The sequence below is a fragment of the Bacillus sp. UNC438CL73TsuS30 genome (assembly GCF_000482325.1).
Taxonomy (GTDB): domain Bacteria; phylum Bacillota; class Bacilli; order Bacillales; family Cytobacillaceae; genus Neobacillus.
The window spans coordinates 985,127-1,005,105 of sequence record NZ_KI535295.1 but is presented as its reverse complement, the minus strand read 5'-3'; the positions used below and the strand labels follow the sequence as shown (position 1 = coordinate 1,005,105).

The window sequence follows — 19,979 nt, the reverse complement described above, 5'->3', positions numbered from 1 at the left end:
AATAAGATTAGGATTCATAATTATTCCAAAAAAGGGAAACATAATCGGAAAAGAAAGATGCCTGGGAGTTGGAATCAATGGTTTGGTTTAAAAACAAACAAGGACAATATGATAAAAAAGAAGCATTGGAACAATATCTTCAGCAATCAAAAGATTTTAAAAAAGTTTCTTATGTCAATCAGAAAACCAACAACCATTTTAGCTTTTCATTTATTTCCACTCTCATTGATGAGTCAATTATACAGAAAAGCGCACTTCCTTACTTACTTGAAAAATCGTTTGAAACAATCGAGGACATAAAAAAAATCATCCCCCTCTCGGACGTGGAAATCAGCGAGGATCAAAGTATTATCGAACAAAAATTATTTAATGGATATATTCTCCTGACGCTTGAATCAGAAAAAAAGAAATTTGCGTTTTTAGCTGCGCAAAAAGAAATTGTCAGAAGTGTCACAACTCCAGAGGTAGAGTTTAGTGTTATCGGTCCGAAGGAAGCATTTGTTGAATCAATCGAGCAAAATATTAACTTAATTCGTAAAAGGCTGCCTATTAAAGAACTTATTTTAGACGAGTTAACAGTAGGTTCTCTTTCTAAAACAAAAGTGGTGATAATGCACATTGACGGCATTACAGATCCCGTCAATGTCCAAACAGTTAAAGAACGGATAAAAAATGTTGAATTTGATGCGATTACTGACAGTTCCTATATTGTTCAATTAATATCGGATAATAAAAATTCCCCTTTCCCGCAGCTTCTAGATACGGAGCGTCCGGACAGGGTTACAGCAATCCTGGCAGAAGGTAAAGTTGCCATATTTGTTGATGGATCTCCACATGTTTTAATTACGCCAACAACATTGGTTGAATTTTTTAGCTCATTCGAGGATTATTTCTTAAACTGGATTTTATCATCTTTTTTTCGGCTGATTCGGTTGTTTTCCGTTGCATTTTCTATTTTAATAACCCCAGTGTATGTAGCTACATTGTCTTACCATTACGAACTAATACCTACGGATTTGATGAATACATTGGTTACGTCCCGGCGTGCCATTCCACTTCCCCCTATCCTTGAGGCTCTATTTTTAGAGCTCACCATCGAATTGCTCAGAGAGGCAGGGGCAAGACTTCCGACCAAGGTTGGGCAGACCATTGGTATCGTAGGCGGTATCGTTATTGGAACTGCGTCTGTTCAAGCAGGATTGACAAGTAATGTCCTCCTGATTATCGTAGCACTTGCAGCACTCGCGTCTTTTACAACACCCGTTTATAAAATGGGTAATGCCATTCGTTTACTTCGCTTTCCATTTTTGTTTTTTGCTGAATTGTGGGGACTGATTGGAATCGTATTCTGTTTTTGTATATTATTAACCCACTTAATACGACTTACATCCCTTAATCGGCCTTTTTTAGAACCACTCTATCCACCTAGAATGAAAGACCTTAAAGATTCACTTATTAGGCTTCCATTCAGCAAACAATCACACCGGCCGTTAACTTTAAGAACACAAAACCCTATTCGTTTTACTCCGAGTAAAAAAAGTAAAAAAAGTGATATTGACGAATAGGAACCGGAGGAAGGAATATGGAACAAGTACTGCCTGAAAAAGTAAAAGTATCTCCTTTCTTAGTATTTTTTCTCATTCATACGATGCAGTTTGGTGTCGGGGTCCTCGGCTTCCAACGCATTATCGCATTAACAGCGGGATATGATGCATGGATTTCCGTTGTGATTGCCGGTTTAAGTGTAAATATCATTATTTGGATGATGTACAGAATCTCAGAAACAGTAAATGGAGATATAATGTCAGTCCATACCTTTATATTTGGGAAAATAATGGGTAACCTCCTGTCCTTACCATTTGTTTTGGTATACTTGCTTGCGGCTATTATCACGTTAAGACCTTTTATTGAAGTCATTCAAGCCTGGATGTTTGAAGATTTAAGTACCTTTTGGTTTTCCTTGGCTTTTTGTGGATTAGGAATCTATATATTATACGGAGGTTTTAGAACTGTCGCAGGTGTAGCATTTTTTGGAGTAGTGCTTCCAGCATATTTACTATTCACCTTCCTGTTTACCCTTCCATATGCGGATATCAGGAATTTACTTCCAATCTTTGATCATTCGATAAAGGATTTGGCTTTTGCCTCCTATCAAATGTCCTTTACTTATTCTGGGTTTGCAATACTATTGTTTTTTTATCCCTTTATTAAAGAACCAGAAAAATCTAAGAAATGGGCCCATCTGGGCGCCCTTACTACCACTATTATCTATACACTTATTTCTATTGCGACCTTTTCCTTTTTTTCAGAGGGACAGTTGCAAAAGTATATCTGGCCGACATTGACCATGTGGAAAATAGTCGAAATGCCTTTTGTTGAGAGATTTGAATATATCGGCATTGCCAATTGGATTATCATCATTCTTCCCAATTTTTGTATTGCGCTTTGGTGTGCCGCACGCATTTTAAAAAGAATAACAAACCTGAAGCAAAAAAATGGTGTCATCCTCTTATCATTAATTGTATTAATAGTGAACGTTTTTATTAAGACAAGGCAGCAAATTAACACCATTACCGACTATTCTGGAAAAATATTCTTTTACATTAATTATGGATATGTTCCATTACTTTTTTTTCTGATATTGATTATGAAAAGGGTGAAGAAAAAATGAAGAACATCATCATACCCGTTCTAATCGTATCCCTTGTGCTTGGTGGTTGTGTACAAAAGAGAATCTTGGATGATGTCAATCTTGAAACGGGAAGTGCCTATGATTATGTGGATGGTAAAATTCTCGGAACGGCCTTAGTTCCGATCTATTTACCAGATCAAGCTGTGAAAAACAAATCCTTCACGGCCTCCTCTGCCTTAAGCAGAGACCTCTTAAGAGATATCCAGCGCCAATCCTCAGATCCACTCGTGACGGGGAGCATTAAGGTGGTTCTTTTTGGGGAAGAGCTTGCGGAAAAAAAGGGAATTTTAGATTTGATGGACTCATTTCAGCGGGATCCGAGCATTGGCGCCGGCCTTTACTTGGCTGTAACCGAAGGGGAAGCAAAGGATTTCATTGAAGGTAATTATGGAGAAAGAGGAAATGCAGTTTATTTAACCAATCTCATCAAGCATAATATGGAAACAATGGATGTTCCTAAAACAAACCTGCAGCGTTTTTTATTTGATTTTAATCAATTAGGTAAAACGCCTTATCTTCCAAGGCTAAAAAAAATCGGAAAGGACCAAATACAAATAACCGGTATCAGTTTTTTTCGATATGGTCATGTTGTTTACTCGATTCCTGACGAAAAAATGTTCTTCTTTAAGCTGCTTGTTGACGATTACAGTAAAGGAACTTTAAAAGTAACATTAGGCAAGGAAATGGCAGCCATCGAGAGTATCCGATCAAAATTCAAAATGAAGATTACCTCCAGGGATCCTTTAACCGTCAATGTACGGATTAAGCTAAATGCAGTGTTGAAAGAATACTCGGGAACAAAAGTTACCCCTAAGGAAACTAAGGAAGTAGAAAAAAAGGTAGAAGAAAAAATTGAATCAGAATGTAAGAATTTAATAAAAGAATTTAAAGAAAAAAATATTGACCCTGTAGGTTTTGGCCATTTTATAAAAAGCAAAACAAGAAATTTTAATTTTTCTAAATGGAAAACCGACTATCCAAATCTCAAAGTAAATGTTCATGCAGATGTAAAGATTATGGAATCTGGGGTTATTGAGTAGATCATGAAGGACACCTACCTGCTGCTAACAGAGACTGTGTCCTTCATTTTTTTCATTTTTCCTTTAATACTGATTTAATCGCTTTTTCAATCTCCGCGTATCCTGTACAGCGGCAAATATTGGACCTCAACCACTCTTTAATTGTTTGATCATCTGCATCCGGGTGCTGCTTAATTAAGGAATGACAATTCATGATGAACCCAGGTGTACAATAGCCGCACTGAAACGCAAAATTATCAACAAAGGCCTTCTGGATCGGTGCATTCTTTAATCCTTCAATACTGGTAATCTTTTTTCCAACAGCCTCCACAGCCAACATTAAGCATGATTTCATCGGCCAGCCATCAACATTTACGGTGCATGCACCACAATCCCCATTTAAACAGCCCGGTTTAGCTCCTGTCAGCCCAAGTCTGCTTCTGATAACAAATAATAAGGTGTCAGCAGACCGTACTATTACAGGGTGATCTTCCCCATTAATATGAATAACAATCGAATGGGATCCCAATCAAGCCACTCCTCTCTTCTAGTTCTCCCGTCAAACCGTCGCCCCATCAAGTTTGAATATTACATCTTCAAATAAATGTCGTAAAACAAATAAACGGTATTCACTTGACCCTTCGATATCACTTAAAATGGGTTCGGGTAAGCCCGATAAAGCACGAGTAATACGCTCAGAAACGGGCAATGAACGGTTATTTAACGAGCTTTCTATTTTTTCCGAGCGAAATGGAAATGGACAGAGACCACTCACTGCCACACGGATTTGGCCATCAATTTTTAATGCATTAATTGTAATTAAAGGATACCCGGTATCCCATTGCTGTCTCCGCTTGATGCTGATAAATGGGGCTTCAATATACCTTTTCTCTGTCGCTAATTGAATTAGAAATTCACCCCTGTTTAATTGCAGCTGTTTTTGAAAAATATCATTCAGGTAAGCTACTTTTACTCCTTCAGGACCAACGCTGACCGCTTGACTATCCGCTAATAAAAATGGCAGTACTGTCTCTCGGTAAAAAATTTGTGCGCAAATATTGCCGCCAAGCGTAATTTTCCCCCGCGCCGTATGGTCTGCCACTTCGCTGGCTGTTTTCGTTAATAAGGGAAATGGATCTGCTTCCTCAATTTGCGTAAGGGTTAGGGAACTTCCCAGAACAAGATAATCCCCATCCATCTCCATAACATGAGATTCTGCCAATCCCTTTAGATCAATAACGGCTTCCGTATAAACAAGATCAATTCTTCCAAGGGTTATTAATTCAGTCCCGCCGGAGATAAACATCGGTTGTTTTCCCTGCTGGTCCAAATATTGGTATAAATCCACTGCTTCCCTTACCGATGTTGGTCTATAGTAATCAAAGTCAAATGGAATCATCACTATGTCCCCCCTTTGTCTTCCAGATTAGCTCCGGAATCAGAGGTAAATGATGAAGAGATACTCCGGCTGCGATGGAGAGGGCATTCCCAAGTGCACCAGGCATTCCCATTAAACCATGCTCCCCAACACCGCGAGCCCCATATGGTCCATCAAGCTGCGGGGTTTCAACAAAACCGACTAAGAATTCGGGGTTTTCTCCATAGTGCAACGGTCGGTACGTTCTAAGCTGTGGATTCAATACCCTGCCAAGTTCATCAAAATAAAATGTCTCCCTGCCGGCAAAAGCGAGACCCATGCTCATCGCCCCCATCACCTGGCCTTCTGCCGCTTTTTCATTCATGACCTTTCCGATATCAACTACAGTTGCAGCTTTTACAAGACGGTAAGTAAAGTTCCTTCGGTCAAACTCTACTTCCACTCCATAGGCTGCCACGGTCCATTCCGGCCCTGGCTTTCCTTCGCCAGTTTCCGGATCAATCGTTGTGAGATGCCGTAAAATATAATTCCCCTTACCGATGATTTGTCCGCCAATCGCATTTCCATTCGGATATTTATAACCATAGCCAACGTCTTTAAATTCAAGTCCAATGGAAGGATCATCCCGGAGAAAAACCCGGCTGTTTGCCACTTCAAGGTCCTCAATTGGTGCTCTTAAAACACAGGCTGCCACTTCCTTTAACTGGCGAATGACATCATCTGCTGCTTCTAAGACAGCCCTCCCTCCCATAAACGTTCCCCTGCTTGCAACGGTTTTCCAATGCTCGGGTGTTGTTTGGGTATCGACTTCCATTCGTACGTGAACTTTGTTTACGTCCATATTCAATCGCTCTGCAAGAATTTGCGCCAGAATCGTCTTTGTCCCTGTTCCAATTTCAACGACACCGGACATTAAATTAACGCTTCCATCTTTATTAAAGGTTATGATTGCACCAGAAGGAGCATCCGAATCGACAGTAGATGTCTTCCAACTGCAACTTACTCCCTTTACACGTACATAGCGGTCATCAATCTCTTTAATAGCTCCCTCCTCCCAGTTGAAAATTCCTCTTAATCTCTCAATACATTTCTGTAAGTTTCCTACATTACTTTTATTTAATAGAACCCTAGAAGGAGTTGTGTTTCCCGGCTTGATTGCATTCTTATAGCGAAGCTCTAGCGGGTCCATCCTTAATTTTTGGGAAAGTAAATCCATTGTTCTTTCAATCGCAAACGAAATCTCAGAATGGCTGAAACCTCTAAATGGTGAAGCATATGGATGATTCGTATACATACAGTAGGAGTCACACCAAACATTTTCGACATGGTATGGTCCCGTACAATCCACGGCCCCTGATCTTGAAACATCGATGGCTTTATCGGAATAGGCCCCGCCATCCCACCAATAGCCTATTTCCATTACTTTTATATTCCCGCTTCGGTCAGCACCAATTTTAACCTTTGCATCTAATCCAATATGACAGGGAGACGTGAGGATATCCTCTTCTCTGTCATTCAATACCTTGACCGGTCTTCCTCCCACTGCCTTTGAGGCTAAATATGCAAACACTTCAAGCTGGACTGGTGCCTTGCCGCCATAAGCTCCACCAACAAAAGGAGTATGAACAACAATTTTCCCCATATCCTCACCAAAGTAGTCAGAAATAAGTCTTTTGACCATGAAAGGGGCCTGCGATGAAGTGGTAATGTTAATGATGCCATCGGGCAGAATCTCGCAAATCGCACATCTTGTTTCCATTGCTACATGATCCGATGGTGAAAAGGAAAAACTAGCCTCGACTGTTGTTTCACTTTCTTCCCAGCCCTTCTCCATGCTGCCCTTGCGGATTTTATAATGAGTAGCAATATTGGTGCCCGGAACCGGGAAGGATACCTCATCCTTTTTATATTCACCTAGCAGTGGGTGTAGAAGGGGAGCATTTTTTTGAAAAGCCTGTGTCGGCGAATTGACTACCGGAAGTAATTCATATTGAACCTTTACCCGATCTGCTGCTTTTTTTGCCTGGGGTGCGGTATCCGCAACTACAAGGACCACAGGCTCTCCATGGTAGCGCACCCTTTCATTAGCGATTGGCGGGCGGTCACGTACGCTTTCTCCGATTAGAGGAAGATTTGCACTTCCTTTTACAATGGCCCTAACCCCTGGCATTTTTTCTGCTTCTGTTGTATCAATGGACACGATTCGTGCATGCCCATATGGACTGATGACCATTTTACAGGAAAGCATTTTGACTGATTGGTGGTCATGCGTGTAGCGAGCCCTTCCTGTCACTTTTTCCTGTGCTTCCTTACGTATGACACTTTTCCCAATAATCTCCAACACCGTTTCCCTCCTAACAGCACAAAAATTCCTACCCTATTTATATTCAAGCTTCCTGCCATCCTAGAAGGTTAATTTTTTACTTTGTGAGGGCATAATCTTTTAAAAACATCCTTCGTTAGGAGCGGTTGTTGTGAAATTAACAAAATTTACAGACGCTTTGCCAATTCCACCCGTACTAAAGCCTAAGTGGAAATCAGCAGATTACACGTATTATGAGGTAAAAATGGAGGAGGTAAAACAAAGCCTGCATAGCCAAATGCCTATTACATCCATATGGGGATATGAAGGATTGTACCCTGGTCCCACCTTTGAAGTGGAAACGGGTGAGAGGGTATTTGTGAAATGGATGAACACTCTTCCTGATAAGCATCTCTTTCAAATAGACCATACGGTTCACGGCGCAGATAAGGATAAACCGGACGTTCGTACTGTTGTTCATCTACATGGGGGCAGGACAGAACCGGAGAGTGATGGCTATCCAGATGCATGGTTTACAAAGGGATTTGAAAAAATGGGTCCCTTTTTCTCAAAAGAAATATATGAATATAGGAACTCGCAAAGTGCAAGGGCACTTTGGTATCACGACCATGCAATTGGGATTACCCGATTAAATATTTATGCCGGGTTAGCAGGATTTTATCTCATCCGCGACCCGAATGAACGATCACTAAATCTTCCAGGCGGAAAGTTTGAAATTCCCTTACTGCTTCAGGACCGTTCCTTTAATGAAGATGGTTCCTTATTTTATCCTAAACAATCATCAAAACATCCGACTGATTTTACCCCTTCTATTATTTCTTCCTTTTTTGGGGATACCATTGTGGTTAATGGGAAGGTCTGGCCTTTTCTTGAAGTGGAGCCAAGAAAATATCGATTTCGCTTGTTAAATGGAGCAAATGCGAGGTTTTTTCATTTGTTTCTCGACTCGGGACAGCCGTTCTTTCAGATTGGCACTGACAGCGGATTTTTAGAGCGGCCCAATGGAGTTCAGTCACTCCTGCTTGCCCCGGCTGAGCGGGCTGACGTAATCGTTGATTTTTCCAATTTAAATGGAAAGTCCATCCACATGAAAAATGATGCTCGAACACACTTCCCTATTGGAGATCCCGTGGACCCCGAGACCACTGGGACGGTGATGCAGTTTCAGGTAACAAAACCACTTTCAAGCATGGATACAAGTGTGATTCCACCTTTTATGGGAACGATTCATCGATTGCCGGAGTCTACAGCCCATAAGCAAAGGTTTTTACAATTGAGTGAGGAAAAAGATCGGTTTGGCAGGTCGCTATTTTTATTAGATCAAAAAAAATGGGATGATCCGATTTCCGAAAATCCTCTGGTCGGGACAAATGAGATTTGGTGCTTTGTGAATACAGATGGGGATGATCATCCTATTCACGTCCACCTTGTTCAATTTCAAATTTTAGACCGGCAGCCTTTTGATGTGAAACATTATAAAAACACGAGGAGAATCAGATACACTGGTTTGCCGGTTGCCCCTGATCCGGGAGAAAGGTGCTGGAAGGATACCGTGAAATGCCCACCCGGTCATATAACAAGAATTATTATCCCATTTTTCCCTTTTACAGGCCGATATGTATGGCACTGCCATATGCTTGAGCATGAAGACTATGAAATGATGCGACCATATTGGATTCTCCCGCCAAATTAGTTTTCTTTTAATAAGGCAACAGTTTGATTGAATAACACGATGAAATATTGCTGGTTTTCCAGTTCCTTTGCAATTGAAACATGCAGGTACTCACTCGGCGGACTACGGTCTGCCGAAGTTTCCTGAAATAAAGGTGTCAAGGCTTTCACTTGGTCACCCCAGACTTTTTGATTTTCAGCTGTCATACTTCCGGATCTAGCCCATGCCATCAAGATTTCCACACTCTGAGCTAAATATGAATATCCCTTTGTTAAGGAGTAAATCCGTTGCTGGTCGAGAGCCAGCTCTTTGATACTTTTACTTGCATATGGGTTGTATTTAAGACTTTCTTGGGCATTCTGAATCATTTGCTTTGATTGATGAAGTTCTTCGAGAAGTTGTTTTATTTCTATTTGGAGTTGACCGCCCGCATTTCGATCAAGCCCATGATAAATCCAATCGGAAACCTTGGTAAAGGTGGCTGTTAACTGTTCTGTAAGCTGTATAAGATTTTTTTTGGATTGCTTCGTAAAATTTGGAGGATAAACAAACATATGGATGATCACAGCTATAATAGCCCCAATTAATGTATCTCGAAAGCGATCGATTGGATAGTCCCCCGCTCTCTGCCCGACGACAAAAACTAGCAATATCGTTAAAGCGACCTGATGGATTGCTGTTTCGTCACTTTTCAACCATTTGGCAATGAAGCATCCGATAAGGATTAGAATCCCGATCGTCCAACTTGTTACATTGATATAGGGTGCTGCCAAAACGGTAACAGAAATCCCGATGATGGTTCCTGCCATTCGGTGATAGGAGAATCGAATCGAACGATTAATGGTTGACTGCATACAAAGAATCACCGAAATCGGGGCAAAATAGGGATGATGCGACCCAGCAATTTGTGCAATTTGCCAAGAAATTGTGCTTGCTACGGCCATTTTCCAAATTAGAAGGGTTTTATTTTGTTTATGTTCAAATGACGGGCTCCCCATATCTTCTCTACTACTCCTTTTGTTAATTACCATTTAACCATTATCCTTCCCGCAATGATTTCAAGGTATCCAGTGATAATCTTGTCTAGACACTGGTTCGTTAGGAAATGCTAGGGTTAGAAACTTTATGGGTAGGTGAATTAGATGGGGTTAGTATATTTTTTATTGATAGCTTGGTTTGCATTAAGTTTTTTCTTGTTAATGAAAAAAAGTCTTTCAAATACTATTAATATCCTCACCTTTTTGTCTTTTCAAATTGTTCATATTAATTTCTTTACCATTTTTACTTTTAAGTTAAACTATATAATACCAAATACAAACCCAACGGCTTTTACCACCATTCTTCTATTTCGTGATCTATCTCTTCCATTCTTTCTCCTCATCTACGTAAATTTATTTTTCTCATTTAAAATGAAATGGGCTAAAGTTGGCATTACTGCTGCAATCTTTTTAACAATCCAAGCTGCCGAACATTTATTTTTGCTGCTAGGATATTTTCATTATCGTCATTGGTCCCATTTCCGAGAAGCTTTATTTGATTTTAGTTTAATAATTATCTGCCTCCTATTCGCGTACCTGTTTAGGAAAATATTTTCTAAGGAGAAAAATTTGAATGATCATCTATCAAATTTATGATCGTCACTTTAATATTAACGAATATTTTATTCTGTTCATGATACTCGGAGGCTTTAGTTTGGTTTATTTCATGCCAAAAATAATGCCGATGTCTGCAATGCTATTCTGTCTTCTAATCGGACCATTTTTTGGAATGGTATTTGACCATTCCCTTGCTGTTCCACCACTTGATTTTTATGATGTCGGCGATATGTCAGATTATGAAATTTTTGATACTTTGTCCTATATGATGTATTGTCCTTTTGGATACCTCTTTATTTATTTCTTTGAAAAATTTAAAGTTAGCGGATTACTGTGTATGGTATATATTTTGATGTGGACCGTTGGTGCCATAGCGCTTGAATGGCTTTGTGTAAAAATCGGAATTTTTCATTATCAAAATGGCTACGGGTTACCTTATTCCATTTGTGTTTACTTATTAGTTGAAAGCCTATTAGTTATCATCTATCATTATTTTTTTAGAAAAAGATTTTATCACTAGGATTTTGTTTTTCGAAGCACCTAGAAATTCGTTTGCAAAGGGAATGAACACATGAAGAAAAATCGCGCATTATTTTTAACGGCGGTCGCTTCAGGTACCATGCTGAACCCGTTAAATTCATCAATGATTTCACTTGCCTTAACGAGCATCCAAAAGGATTTCCACCTTTCATTTACAACAGTTTCGTGGTTAATTTCATCCTTTTACCTTGCTAGTGCTGTTGCTCAGCCTGTTACTGGAAAAATTGGTGATTTAATTGGCCGAAAGAAGACCTTTATCACGGGATTGTTTCTTGTTGCCATATCAGCTTTTACAGCACCGTTTTCCACAACCTTTCTAATGTTATTGTTCATGCGTCTGATTCAATCGATTGGCAGCAGTGCTATTTATCCTTCTGGGGTATCGTTGATTCGGGACAATATTAAAGACAGACAAGCTTCAGCATTATCGGTCCTTTCTATTTTTGCTTCCGCTATGACAGCACTAGGGCCAACGCTTGGAGGATTTTTGATTGTATGGGGAGACTGGCCGGCAATTTTTTGGGTAAATGTCCCCTTCCTCCTTATTAGTTTGCTACTAGGATGGTATATGTTCCCAAAAGACCCTCCACGGGAGAGAGAAAGTATGAAAGAATTTCTTTCTCATCTAGATTTATTAGGGATCGCTTTTTTTGCGGGCGGAATGGTGTTCCTGTTATGGTTTTTGTTATCGTTTGAATCAAAAATTCATTATATATCCGGAGTCGCAGGAATAATATTTTTCTTATTATTTGTTTGGCGGGAGTTACATGTGAAAGTGCCTTTTATTGATGTACGGATTTTTAAAACACACCGACAGCTTTCATGGGTTTATCTGCAGTTTATCGTGTTAAATATCTTTTTTTATTGTTTATTTTTCGGTCTCCCCCTTTATTTCCAGGATGCCATGCATTTTGGTGTGGAAAAAAGCGGATTGTTTATGCTGTTTATGTCTGGGATGAGTATTATTATTTCACCCATCACCGGTAAATGGATTGATAAGTCGGGGGTTAAGCAGCCGATTATTTTTGGTGCGCTGCTATCGGTTTTAGGTGCTATTATTTTGTCTCTTTTCTTTATCAAGGCCGCCAATTGGTGGCAAATTGGTTTGATTTTGGCGATAATGGGTTTGAGTTATGGGATTGGAAATGTTGTTTTGCAGGTGGCGATGTTGAAAGAAAGTCCGAAAGAAATGCTTGGGACCACTTCTGGTTTGTTTCAAACCTGCCGCTATTTGGGCTCGATTTTATCATCGATAGTTCTGGGATTGATTTTTGGGTCCGAGGTTTCGTCGGAGAACATGGAGATACTTGGGGGCGTGTTGATTGGAATTGGTGTAGTAGGTTTCATAATGAGTTTGTGGTTTACCGGGGTTAAGATGAAGAGTGTTAATGTAGGGCATGGGTAGGGTGATTGTGGACTTGACCGTTTCTGGTGTTTTTGTCAGCTCCCGTGCAGTGGAACTGAAACCCCTTGTCAGTTCCCGTGTTGCCGATTTTTTTGTCTTTACGGGCATCGAGCACTCTTGTCGGTTCCCCTGTTGCCGATTTTTTTGTCTTTATGGGCATCGAGCACTCTTGTCGGTTCCCCTGTTGCCGATTTTTTTGTCTTTACGGGCATTGAGAACCCTTGTCGGTTCCCCTGTTGCCGATTTTTTTGTCTTTACGGGCACTGAAACCCCTTGTCAGTTCCCGTGCTGCCGATTTTTTTGTCTTTACGGGCATCGAGAACCCTTGTCGGTTCCCCTGTTGCCGATTTTTTTGTCTTTACGGGCACTGAGAACTCTTGTTAATTCCCGTGCTGCCTATTTTTCAACCCTAAGGGGACGATCAATTATTACCCCTGCTTAATGTCCGCCCCACACGGACAAAAAAACCATTTTGTCCACGAACGGTGCCTGTCACCGCATTATGTCACCTCATTAGTTTTTTTATATGCTCTTTTGGGGTCCAGCAGTTAAATTTGTAGTGAGTTTTGGTTTCGTAGCGTAGCCGGCTGCAGAAATAGTGCATGTTTTTTTCTTTTTTCTCTGCCTTAAAATGCTGGCATGTGGCACAGCAATGGTAATCCTTCATCATATTCACCGCCTTTAATTTGAAATTTACATTTCCAAAACTATTAAAGTTTCCTTCATAGTTTGTTCATAAATTTTCGTTAAGATAAAAACAGGTTCAGGACGAACCTACACCGCTCCCCTTTTAATATAGATTTGTATTGTCAAACCCGGCAGGCATTTGCCGGGTCATTTTTTTAAGCCACATTTAAAAAACCAGCATTATTTAAAATCATTGACATGTTTATCACCTTTCAGAAAAACCATTTCATTTATGGGTATACGAACCCCGTTCCCTGTCAATAACAATACCAATCAAGAAAAAAAAGGGTGTTCATAAATGAAAGGCATTTATTTTATAAATGAACAAATAAAAATAAATAATTTATCGAAGGAAGAAAGCTTTACCCTCCAAGAACAAAGCATTTTAAATCATATTCAAAGCAAAAACATTCAAATTGTAAAATTAAATCCTAACCAAATCTATCAACATTATTCGATTCCTCATGCACTGCTTTATGATTTGAAAAAGTACAAAGCCCAATTGGATTGTTTGGTTTTCTATTCCCCAGAAGTGATGGAGGATTTTATTTACTCTTACCCGGCCAGATGGCTTATTTTAAAAAGTTACTTCAAAAAAATCGTCACCTTAGAAGGAAAAAATGACGAGATATCAATCAAAAGCGTTATTTAAGTGTCTTAGCTTTCTTGCGGTAGACGATAACAAAGTTAATCAGAAAGATAACCAAAATATAAAAGCCATACAAACCAAAGGATAGGAGCTTATTGCTGCTTAGTGTTGCACCAACAAACGATAATAATAAAATATTCGGGATTTTACCGATGGTTGAAGCGGTAAAAAATATGAGCCAATTCACTTTACTAAGACCACAAATAATATTTACAACCGGTGCTGGAATAATCGGAACTAATCGGCAGGCTAAAATGGCAAGAAAGGAATTGCGATTGAGAAATTCCTCATATTCCTGAAACTTAGGATATTTCAAGAGTTTTTCCTGTGCATAATCCCTAAATCCATATCTGGTGATAAAAAAGAAAACCATTGTTCCAGCCATGGCTCCTATTAAAGAGATAAACATACCTTGGGCTGTCCCAAATATGGCACCGATCATTCCCGCTAAAACGGGAAATGGAACCAGCGGGAAAAAGACACAAATCGCTACTAAAAGCATACTGATAAAAATAGAAACCGGCCCGCCTTGCTTTATCAAGTGGACAAGTTCATCTTTCTGCAAGTAGCCGAGTACAATAATCAAAATTAATACACAAATACTGACTAGTCTTTTTAGCATCTATTTCTCCTCGGTTAAAATTTTTATTCTTAGCTATACTACATATTCATTATTTTAATAGTAGAATCCTTCTTCTAACAAGAAGACTTTTCAAATGCACAAAGGCCTTTTATCGTTCGATAAAAGACCTTTCTCGTTTTCTATCAAAATGCTGTTTTGGCACCTAAATATCTAGGCTTCCAATAGGTATTATTCATATCACTAATCGTAACCCCAGATGATGAGGTTGCACTGATAAATTGGTTATTGCCCAAATAGATTCCGACATGAGTAGGGCCTGGCGCATACGTTTCAAAAAATACTAAATCACCTGGCCGCGGGGCGCTGATTGTTTTTAATCCAGACCATTGTGTCGCAGCAGTTCTTGGAATCGTAATCCCAACTTTATTAAATACATAGCTAGTAAATCCGCTGCAATCAAAACCGGTTGGAGTACTTCCCCCCCATAAATATGGAGTTCCAATATATTTTTTTGCCTCAGTCATTACGGCCTGTGCCTTCGTTTCTACTGAAGGAGCCACAGCTGTGGTTCCCATTACCTTTAAGGTTTGTCCAACATAAATGATATCAGAAGTTAACCCGTTCAAACTTTTCAATGCTGCAACGGTTGTATTGAAAGCGGTAGCAATTTTCCAAAGCGTATCTCCCGATTTTACCGTGTAGGTAGAATTAGTAGCAGCAGAAGGCTCTGTTTGAGCTGAAAGTAATAGCTTCTGATTTACATAGATGGTATTAGTAGAAAGGTGGTTCAAGGTTATTAGATTACTAACCGTTACATTATTTGCTTGCGAAATCTTCCATAGTGTGTCGCCAGATTTAACAGTGTATACATTTTCTTCTGCACTAGCCGAACCTCCAAATGCTGTAAATAATAATCCGGCAGCAGCAAAAGCTGTTAAAAGTTGTTTTTTCATGGTGGCACTCCTCTTTATTAATTGTTACTACCATCATAATGGAAGATGTACCGTTGGAAATAGCCATAAAATTTGGAGGGATTGGCTAACTATTGCTATATTGGTAGAGAAAGCACTTAATGTAACAAACATTAGAAACACCTCCAACCTTTATCATAATTGGTTCAGGGCTGTTTTCCTCATGAAACCCAAACGGATTGTAATATTCTTGTAATATATTTTTAATAATTTATTAGGGGAGAATAGACAAATTTCTGTAAAAGGGATTTAGAAATATTGTAACAAACCATCCATTCACAACTGAAAGACATATTTATAATAAACCTAGATAGATAATTTTTACAAAATACATAGAATTTTGGTGATGAAGATGCATGGTTTGGAGAAAGGATATTCATCAAGTAATGGCCATCCTCAAGGTTTAGGTAAAATCATTGATTACAATCAAAATCCATTTATTGTGATTTGGGAGGTAACACGCTCATGCCAGCTTAAATGTGTCCACTGCCGGGCAGATGCCCAACTGACACCAGACCCCAGGGAGCTGACCCATGAGGAAGGTCTTAACCTGATTGATCAAATCTTTGAACTGGATAACCCAATGCTTGTATTTACCGGCGGGGATTGTATGATGCGTGAGGATCTATTTGAGCTTGCTGATTATGCAATTAAAAAAGGGATGCGTGTCTCAATGACCCCCAGCGCCACTGCAAACGTAACAAAAGAACGCATGGAACGGGCAAAAGCGGTCGGTCTTTCCCGCTGGGGCTTTAGTTTGGATGGCCCGACACCCGAAATTCATGATCAATTCCGCGGAACACCAGGATCCTTTCATTTAACGCTTGAAAAAATAAACTACTTAAATGAACTTAACATGCCGCTTCAAATTAATACCGTCATTTCCCGTTATAATTATGACTCATTAGAAGAAATGGCCAAGCTTGTCGGAGAATTAAAAGCAGTGATGTGGTATATTTTCTTACTCGTACCAACCGGGAGAGGCCAGTTAGATGCTTGTATAACGCCGGCTGAGCACGAAAAGGTTTTCCGTTGGCTGTATGAATTAAGCAAAACAGCTCCGTATGATATTAAAACAACGGCTGCCCAGCACTATCGCCGCGTTGTTCTCCAGCAAAAAGCACGTGAGCTCCTCATTACAAACGGCGAAATTCATTACGAAGATTCGATTACCACCGACTTTGCCTCGTTACATGATGGACTAAAACGGGCACCTAAAGGAGTGAATGATGGAAACGGTTTTGTTTTTGTCTCCCATATTGGGGATGTCATGCCGAGCGGATTGCTGCCAATTATCGGTGGGAATATTCGCGAAACGCCGCTTGCAGATATTTACCGTGATTCAAAAATTTTTAAAGAGTTGAGGCAGCCGGATCACTATAAAGGGAAATGTGGTGTATGTGAATATAACAAGGTTTGCGGCGGTTCCCGCTCTAGAACCTATGCGGTAACAGGGGACTATATGGAGAGTGAGCCTTTCTGTGTTTACATTCCAAAAGCACATAGAAATCAAGCACCAATACTCGTTTAAGGAAATAGAGGCATCCCGATCAACAGGGATGCCTCTTATTAGTGAAGGAATTGATCATTTCGTTTATCAATATACAGGGAACCGTCTTTCTGTAATTCCGCATAAAAAACCTCAGAGAGATTTGTTCCAACTCTTGTTAATTGCTCATCCACCCAATCATTGTCTACATTTAATTCCTGTAAATTCTCTTTTATCACTTTTCCATCTGCGATAATTTGAATTGGAATTGGTGGTTGTTGCTGCTGTTTTAATTGGAATGGCAATTGGTCCTGCTTTAAAGGCTGTTTTCCTTCCTTAAGCAGTACGGATACCTCACCATTTGTTTCAAAAATAGCATAATTGACATCTGAAAAAGAAAATACATCTTTTTTTCGAAGAAGCATCTGTAACTGATTTATATCTAGGCTCGATTTTTTCAAGGCCTTTTCCAATACCTTCCCTTGTTTTATGAGAATGATCGGTTCCCCTTCAACCACCTTTCGAAACTTTCTAGACTTTAGGTCAAACATTCCTACCAATACTGTTAATCCCGCCCATGTTAAAAGACTGACAACCCCTGTTGAAACTTTAATACTTGAATCAATGGTCAGGGAACCTGCCACCGCACCAATCGAGATACCTGTTATATAATTAAAAAAGGTCATTTGTGAAATCTGTTTTCTACCCATTAGCCGGGTTAATAGAAAAAGAACAACAAATGCTCCAGCTGCTCTGACAAAAACTTCTAGTAAATTCATATGACAACTCCCTTCTCCTATTCGATTAATCCTGTATCAGTAATTTGGAACTTGGAGTTAACCCTAAACGTGATATTCGGATAAATTCGCTGCCACTCTTCCCAGTCATTTTTATTAAAATGTCGGGCACGATAGTGCAGTCCGAATCCAATTGGATCCAGGTTTGCTTTTTGTATTTTTTTTAAAACTTGTTTTACTAATTTATCGCTGGATATTTCGGCAGCTCTTTCGTATTTTGATAACTCTTGATTCGATATTCGCCTTGATGCGTCCTCAATTGTCCCTTTTATAAAAAAATCAACCTTAATATACGGCGGCTTTCCTTTAGGTGTGTAAATTTTATAGTTCGATTTTACTTTCTCGGTATTAATGGTAAACTTCACTTTTCCTCTTTGACCAGTAAGTGCACTTTTTTCCTCAAGATTCAAAAGGAAATTTACTACCTTTGTTTCATCAGGGGTTAGGGTTAGCTTTAAACGGTTTTTATCTAAAAGACCGACTTTATTAATTTCAAACAAACCCTTTTTAGCCTCGATAATAGGAAGAAAGGGATCCACCCCTTTTTCTATTAATTTTCTTTTCAACTCATACACATATTGGGAGAGGACATATGGTGTTTCAGAACCATCCTTTCCAAGAGAAAGAAATAATGAATTAGAGGGGATGGTTTCTGATTTAGGTCTTACCTTTAACACTGCCAGAGCATCGGGTTTTCCAATGGCAACCCAAGCAATTTCCTGCACATCTCTCCGCCTTGTGAACCAATAATGGATGCCGGCATTTCGCGTTTGTTTAATTAACTCCTCTCCATAAACAACCACCTTAGCATGACTAAAATCTATCTCTCGGTCTACTTTCGTTTTGATCATTCGTACCGCTTCACCGATCGAGTCTCCTTCCTCCGAAACAATTTGATATTCACTTGGTGAATCCTTACTTATTGCCGGAATGGCAAACTTTAGACTGACAAGATATCGTTTTGGACTGTTCTTTGCTATGTCTACACCGATACTGACAACAAAAAAGCGTTTATCAAGATCCTTAAAACCGCATCCGCCCAACAAAAAGGTTAATATAATCATAAGGGTCAGCAAATATTTTTTAAAAAAAGAATTCATGCTTTTTTCCTCCTTGCCCATAAGAAGAAAATCACAATTAAAGCAACTTCAAAGTAAAAGCGAATTTGCAGCCAATAAACAGTAAACTTATTTAAAAGAACTGTATTAAAATACAGCACCCCGGTTACCGCACAAACAATAAAAAGGGAAAGGATAATCCATTCCTTTTTTTTACTTCCTTTATCCTTAAAAGTTCCCTTTAATAATTCTAAGGCCACATGCCAGTGAACTGAAATACTTACAAGTGTTATGCTCATATAAAACATTAAAAACAGAAAGATTACCCGTTCTATTGGACTATATACTAAGCGCAGGCTATCTGCTGTTGAAATCCACGGATAAAGAAATTCTTGCGTCCCGTCGGACCCATGGAACCCAATTGGGATGAGGAAGGTAGTAAAAAGGTTGAAAAAGCCAAGCAAAAAAACGGCAATAAAATTCCAGATTTTCAATTTCCCCTTAATCACACGATTAAAAACCATTAGATTTGTATACCCGGAAAAAACATAGGTTGCTGCCGCAAGTGCTTTTAAATTTGGAAATTCAAACAAATGGGTCCCGACCTCAAACATGGAGTCCCAGCTTAATCCATTACTCGTCAAGGCTTTAAAAATAATAAAGAAAATTAACGGGGTGTTGAGAAATAAAACTATTTCTAAAAAATACATTACCCTTTCCGTTGGCATCTGAATGATAAGGATAATCCCAATTAAATAGATGATTAAAATAAAAACCTTTGGCATCTCAGGGTCAATAAACCGGCTTAAAATGTCAATAAACCCCACCAATGTGATTAAACCAGCAATAAATGTAAAGGCTTGTATACTCCCAAAATGGAGGATCTTAATAAAACGGTATTTAGTATTCTCAAAGATTTCAGGCAGTCCTTTTTCAGGGAACTTGGAGATAGCTTTACAGTATAGAACAGTAAGAGTTACTCCAATTGGGATGGCAATCAATACGGCGGAGACCGCACCTTCATACCGATACTGAATTAAAATTTTCGGTACAAAAATAATGACATTAATCATCATATTGAGCAGGATTAAATATAAGAAATATCGATTCATTGCCCTCCC

General features: G+C 39.3%; 17 protein-coding genes. 8 read left to right on the top strand and 9 right to left on the bottom strand.

Annotated features, from left to right (window positions below; all coding sequences use genetic code 11):
- Nucleotides 1-77 precede the first annotated feature (77 nt).
- The 3 genes from M028_RS0118770 to M028_RS0118760 are packed head-to-tail and all read left to right on the top strand — an operon-like array spanning nucleotide 78 to nucleotide 3,732.
- On the top strand, nucleotides 78-1,565 hold the full coding sequence (locus M028_RS0118770; protein ID WP_026575243.1) for a spore germination protein: 1,488 nt from the start codon (nucleotides 78-80) through the stop codon (nucleotides 1,563-1,565).
- A 17-nt stretch (nucleotides 1,566-1,582) separates the two neighbouring features.
- Nucleotides 1,583-2,671, top strand: a complete 1,089-nt coding sequence (locus M028_RS0118765) for a GerAB/ArcD/ProY family transporter (protein WP_026575242.1) — start codon at nucleotides 1,583-1,585, stop codon at nucleotides 2,669-2,671.
- Nucleotides 2,668-3,732: a Ger(x)C family spore germination protein gene (locus tag M028_RS0118760; RefSeq protein ID WP_026575241.1), complete on the top strand. Its 1,065-nt coding sequence runs from the start codon at nucleotides 2,668-2,670 to the stop codon at nucleotides 3,730-3,732. The genes M028_RS0118765 and M028_RS0118760 overlap by 4 nt, the downstream gene beginning before the upstream one ends.
- Before the next feature lie 52 nt (nucleotides 3,733-3,784).
- Here the strand turns inward: M028_RS0118760 and M028_RS0118755 are convergent, their stop codons facing one another.
- The 3 genes from M028_RS0118755 to M028_RS0118745 are packed head-to-tail and all read right to left on the bottom strand — an operon-like array spanning nucleotide 3,785 to nucleotide 7,430.
- The gene (locus tag M028_RS0118755; RefSeq protein WP_026575240.1) at nucleotides 3,785-4,240 is read right to left on the bottom strand and encodes a (2Fe-2S)-binding protein; all 456 of its coding nucleotides are present in this window, start codon (nucleotides 4,238-4,240) and stop codon (nucleotides 3,785-3,787) included.
- A 30-nt stretch (nucleotides 4,241-4,270) separates the two neighbouring features.
- Nucleotides 4,271-5,110 (bottom strand): FAD binding domain-containing protein, encoded by an 840-nt coding sequence (locus M028_RS0118750; protein WP_026575239.1) that lies wholly within the window; start codon nucleotides 5,108-5,110, stop codon nucleotides 4,271-4,273.
- Nucleotides 5,097-7,430 carry a xanthine dehydrogenase family protein molybdopterin-binding subunit gene (locus tag M028_RS0118745; RefSeq protein ID WP_026575238.1) on the bottom strand — a complete coding sequence of 778 codons (2,334 nt, stop codon included), beginning with the start codon at nucleotides 7,428-7,430 and terminating at the stop codon, nucleotides 5,097-5,099. The genes M028_RS0118750 and M028_RS0118745 overlap by 14 nt, the downstream gene beginning before the upstream one ends.
- Nucleotides 7,431-7,563: 133 nt before the next feature.
- Here M028_RS0118745 and M028_RS0118740 point away from each other — a divergent pair, with 133 nt between their 5' ends.
- Entirely contained in the window at nucleotides 7,564-9,105 is a 1,542-nt protein-coding gene (locus tag M028_RS0118740) for a multicopper oxidase family protein (RefSeq protein WP_026575237.1), read from the top strand.
- On the opposite strand, the gene M028_RS30385 is transcribed toward M028_RS0118740, so the two are convergent.
- Nucleotides 9,102-10,115 (bottom strand): FUSC family protein, encoded by a 1,014-nt coding sequence (locus tag M028_RS30385; RefSeq protein WP_081810781.1) that lies wholly within the window; start codon nucleotides 10,113-10,115, stop codon nucleotides 9,102-9,104. The two genes, M028_RS0118740 and M028_RS30385, sit on opposite strands and share 4 nt — an antisense overlap.
- Nucleotides 10,116-10,695: 580 nt before the next feature.
- Between M028_RS30385 and M028_RS0118725 the strand changes: the two genes are divergently transcribed.
- The 3 genes from M028_RS0118725 to M028_RS0118710 all read left to right on the top strand — a co-directional run bounded on the left by M028_RS0118725 (nucleotide 10,696) and on the right by M028_RS0118710 (nucleotide 13,963).
- Nucleotides 10,696-11,199, top strand: a complete 504-nt coding sequence (locus M028_RS0118725; protein ID WP_026575235.1) for a hypothetical protein — start codon at nucleotides 10,696-10,698, stop codon at nucleotides 11,197-11,199.
- Between the two features lie 51 nt (nucleotides 11,200-11,250).
- The gene (locus M028_RS0118720) at nucleotides 11,251-12,624 is read left to right on the top strand and encodes an MFS transporter (RefSeq protein WP_026575234.1); all 1,374 of its coding nucleotides are present in this window, start codon (nucleotides 11,251-11,253) and stop codon (nucleotides 12,622-12,624) included.
- A gap of 985 nt (nucleotides 12,625-13,609) precedes the next feature.
- Complete coding sequence (locus M028_RS0118710; RefSeq protein WP_026575232.1) at nucleotides 13,610-13,963, top strand: hypothetical protein; 354 nt, start codon at nucleotides 13,610-13,612, stop codon at nucleotides 13,961-13,963.
- Here the strand turns inward: M028_RS0118710 and M028_RS0118705 are convergent.
- Nucleotides 13,956-14,582: a TVP38/TMEM64 family protein gene (locus tag M028_RS0118705; RefSeq protein WP_026575231.1), complete on the bottom strand. Its 627-nt coding sequence runs from the start codon at nucleotides 14,580-14,582 to the stop codon at nucleotides 13,956-13,958. The two genes, M028_RS0118710 and M028_RS0118705, sit on opposite strands and share 8 nt — an antisense overlap.
- A gap of 143 nt (nucleotides 14,583-14,725) precedes the next feature.
- Nucleotides 14,726-15,496, bottom strand: coding sequence for a C40 family peptidase (locus M028_RS0118700; protein ID WP_026575230.1), 771 nt, complete (start codon nucleotides 15,494-15,496; stop codon nucleotides 14,726-14,728).
- Nucleotides 15,497-15,866: 370 nt separating this feature from the next.
- Here M028_RS0118700 and M028_RS0118695 point away from each other — a divergent pair, with 370 nt between their 5' ends.
- Nucleotides 15,867-17,045, top strand: coding sequence for a TIGR04053 family radical SAM/SPASM domain-containing protein (locus M028_RS0118695; protein WP_026575229.1), 1,179 nt, complete (start codon nucleotides 15,867-15,869; stop codon nucleotides 17,043-17,045).
- A gap of 38 nt (nucleotides 17,046-17,083) precedes the next feature.
- On the opposite strand, the gene M028_RS0118690 is transcribed toward M028_RS0118695, so the two are convergent.
- From M028_RS0118690 to M028_RS0118680, 3 genes are read right to left on the bottom strand one after another with little or no spacing between them, the layout of a single operon-like run.
- Nucleotides 17,084-17,782 carry a DUF421 domain-containing protein gene (locus M028_RS0118690; RefSeq protein WP_026575228.1) on the bottom strand — a complete coding sequence of 233 codons (699 nt, stop codon included), beginning with the start codon at nucleotides 17,780-17,782 and terminating at the stop codon, nucleotides 17,084-17,086.
- 17 nt (nucleotides 17,783-17,799) lie between these two features.
- The gene (locus M028_RS0118685; RefSeq protein ID WP_026575227.1) at nucleotides 17,800-18,900 is read right to left on the bottom strand and encodes a Ger(x)C family spore germination protein; all 1,101 of its coding nucleotides are present in this window, start codon (nucleotides 18,898-18,900) and stop codon (nucleotides 17,800-17,802) included.
- A complete protein-coding gene (locus M028_RS0118680; RefSeq protein WP_026575226.1) occupies nucleotides 18,897-19,970 on the bottom strand; it encodes a GerAB/ArcD/ProY family transporter in 1,074 nt (357 codons plus the stop codon). Before M028_RS0118680 ends, M028_RS0118685 begins: the two co-directional genes overlap by 4 nt.
- Nucleotides 19,971-19,979 lie beyond the last annotated feature (9 nt).

What these genes read in the sequence shown, in the direction of transcription:
- M028_RS0118690 (WP_026575228.1), bottom strand. Translation starts at nt 17,782, where the DNA reads ATGAATTTACTAGAAGTTTTTGTCAGAGCAGCTGGAGCATTTGTTGTT.
- M028_RS0118705 (WP_026575231.1), bottom strand. Translation starts at nt 14,582, where the DNA reads ATGCTAAAAAGACTAGTCAGTATTTGTGTATTAATTTTGATTATTGTA.
- M028_RS0118680 (WP_026575226.1), bottom strand. Translation starts at nt 19,970, where the DNA reads ATGAATCGATATTTCTTATATTTAATCCTGCTCAATATGATGATTAAT.
- M028_RS0118720 (WP_026575234.1), top strand. Translation starts at nt 11,251, where the DNA reads ATGAAGAAAAATCGCGCATTATTTTTAACGGCGGTCGCTTCAGGTACC.
- M028_RS0118725 (WP_026575235.1), top strand. Translation starts at nt 10,696, where the DNA reads ATGATCATCTATCAAATTTATGATCGTCACTTTAATATTAACGAATAT.
- M028_RS0118765 (WP_026575242.1), top strand. Translation starts at nt 1,583, where the DNA reads ATGGAACAAGTACTGCCTGAAAAAGTAAAAGTATCTCCTTTCTTAGTA.
- M028_RS0118760 (WP_026575241.1), top strand. Translation starts at nt 2,668, where the DNA reads ATGAAGAACATCATCATACCCGTTCTAATCGTATCCCTTGTGCTTGGT.
- M028_RS0118770 (WP_026575243.1), top strand. Translation starts at nt 78, where the DNA reads ATGGTTTGGTTTAAAAACAAACAAGGACAATATGATAAAAAAGAAGCA.
- M028_RS0118700 (WP_026575230.1), bottom strand. Translation starts at nt 15,496, where the DNA reads ATGAAAAAACAACTTTTAACAGCTTTTGCTGCTGCCGGATTATTATTT.
- M028_RS30385 (WP_081810781.1), bottom strand. Translation starts at nt 10,115, where the DNA reads ATGGTAATTAACAAAAGGAGTAGTAGAGAAGATATGGGGAGCCCGTCA.
- M028_RS0118750 (WP_026575239.1), bottom strand. Translation starts at nt 5,110, where the DNA reads ATGATTCCATTTGACTTTGATTACTATAGACCAACATCGGTAAGGGAA.
- M028_RS0118695 (WP_026575229.1), top strand. Translation starts at nt 15,867, where the DNA reads ATGCATGGTTTGGAGAAAGGATATTCATCAAGTAATGGCCATCCTCAA.
- M028_RS0118710 (WP_026575232.1), top strand. Translation starts at nt 13,610, where the DNA reads ATGAAAGGCATTTATTTTATAAATGAACAAATAAAAATAAATAATTTA.
- M028_RS0118685 (WP_026575227.1), bottom strand. Translation starts at nt 18,900, where the DNA reads ATGAATTCTTTTTTTAAAAAATATTTGCTGACCCTTATGATTATATTA.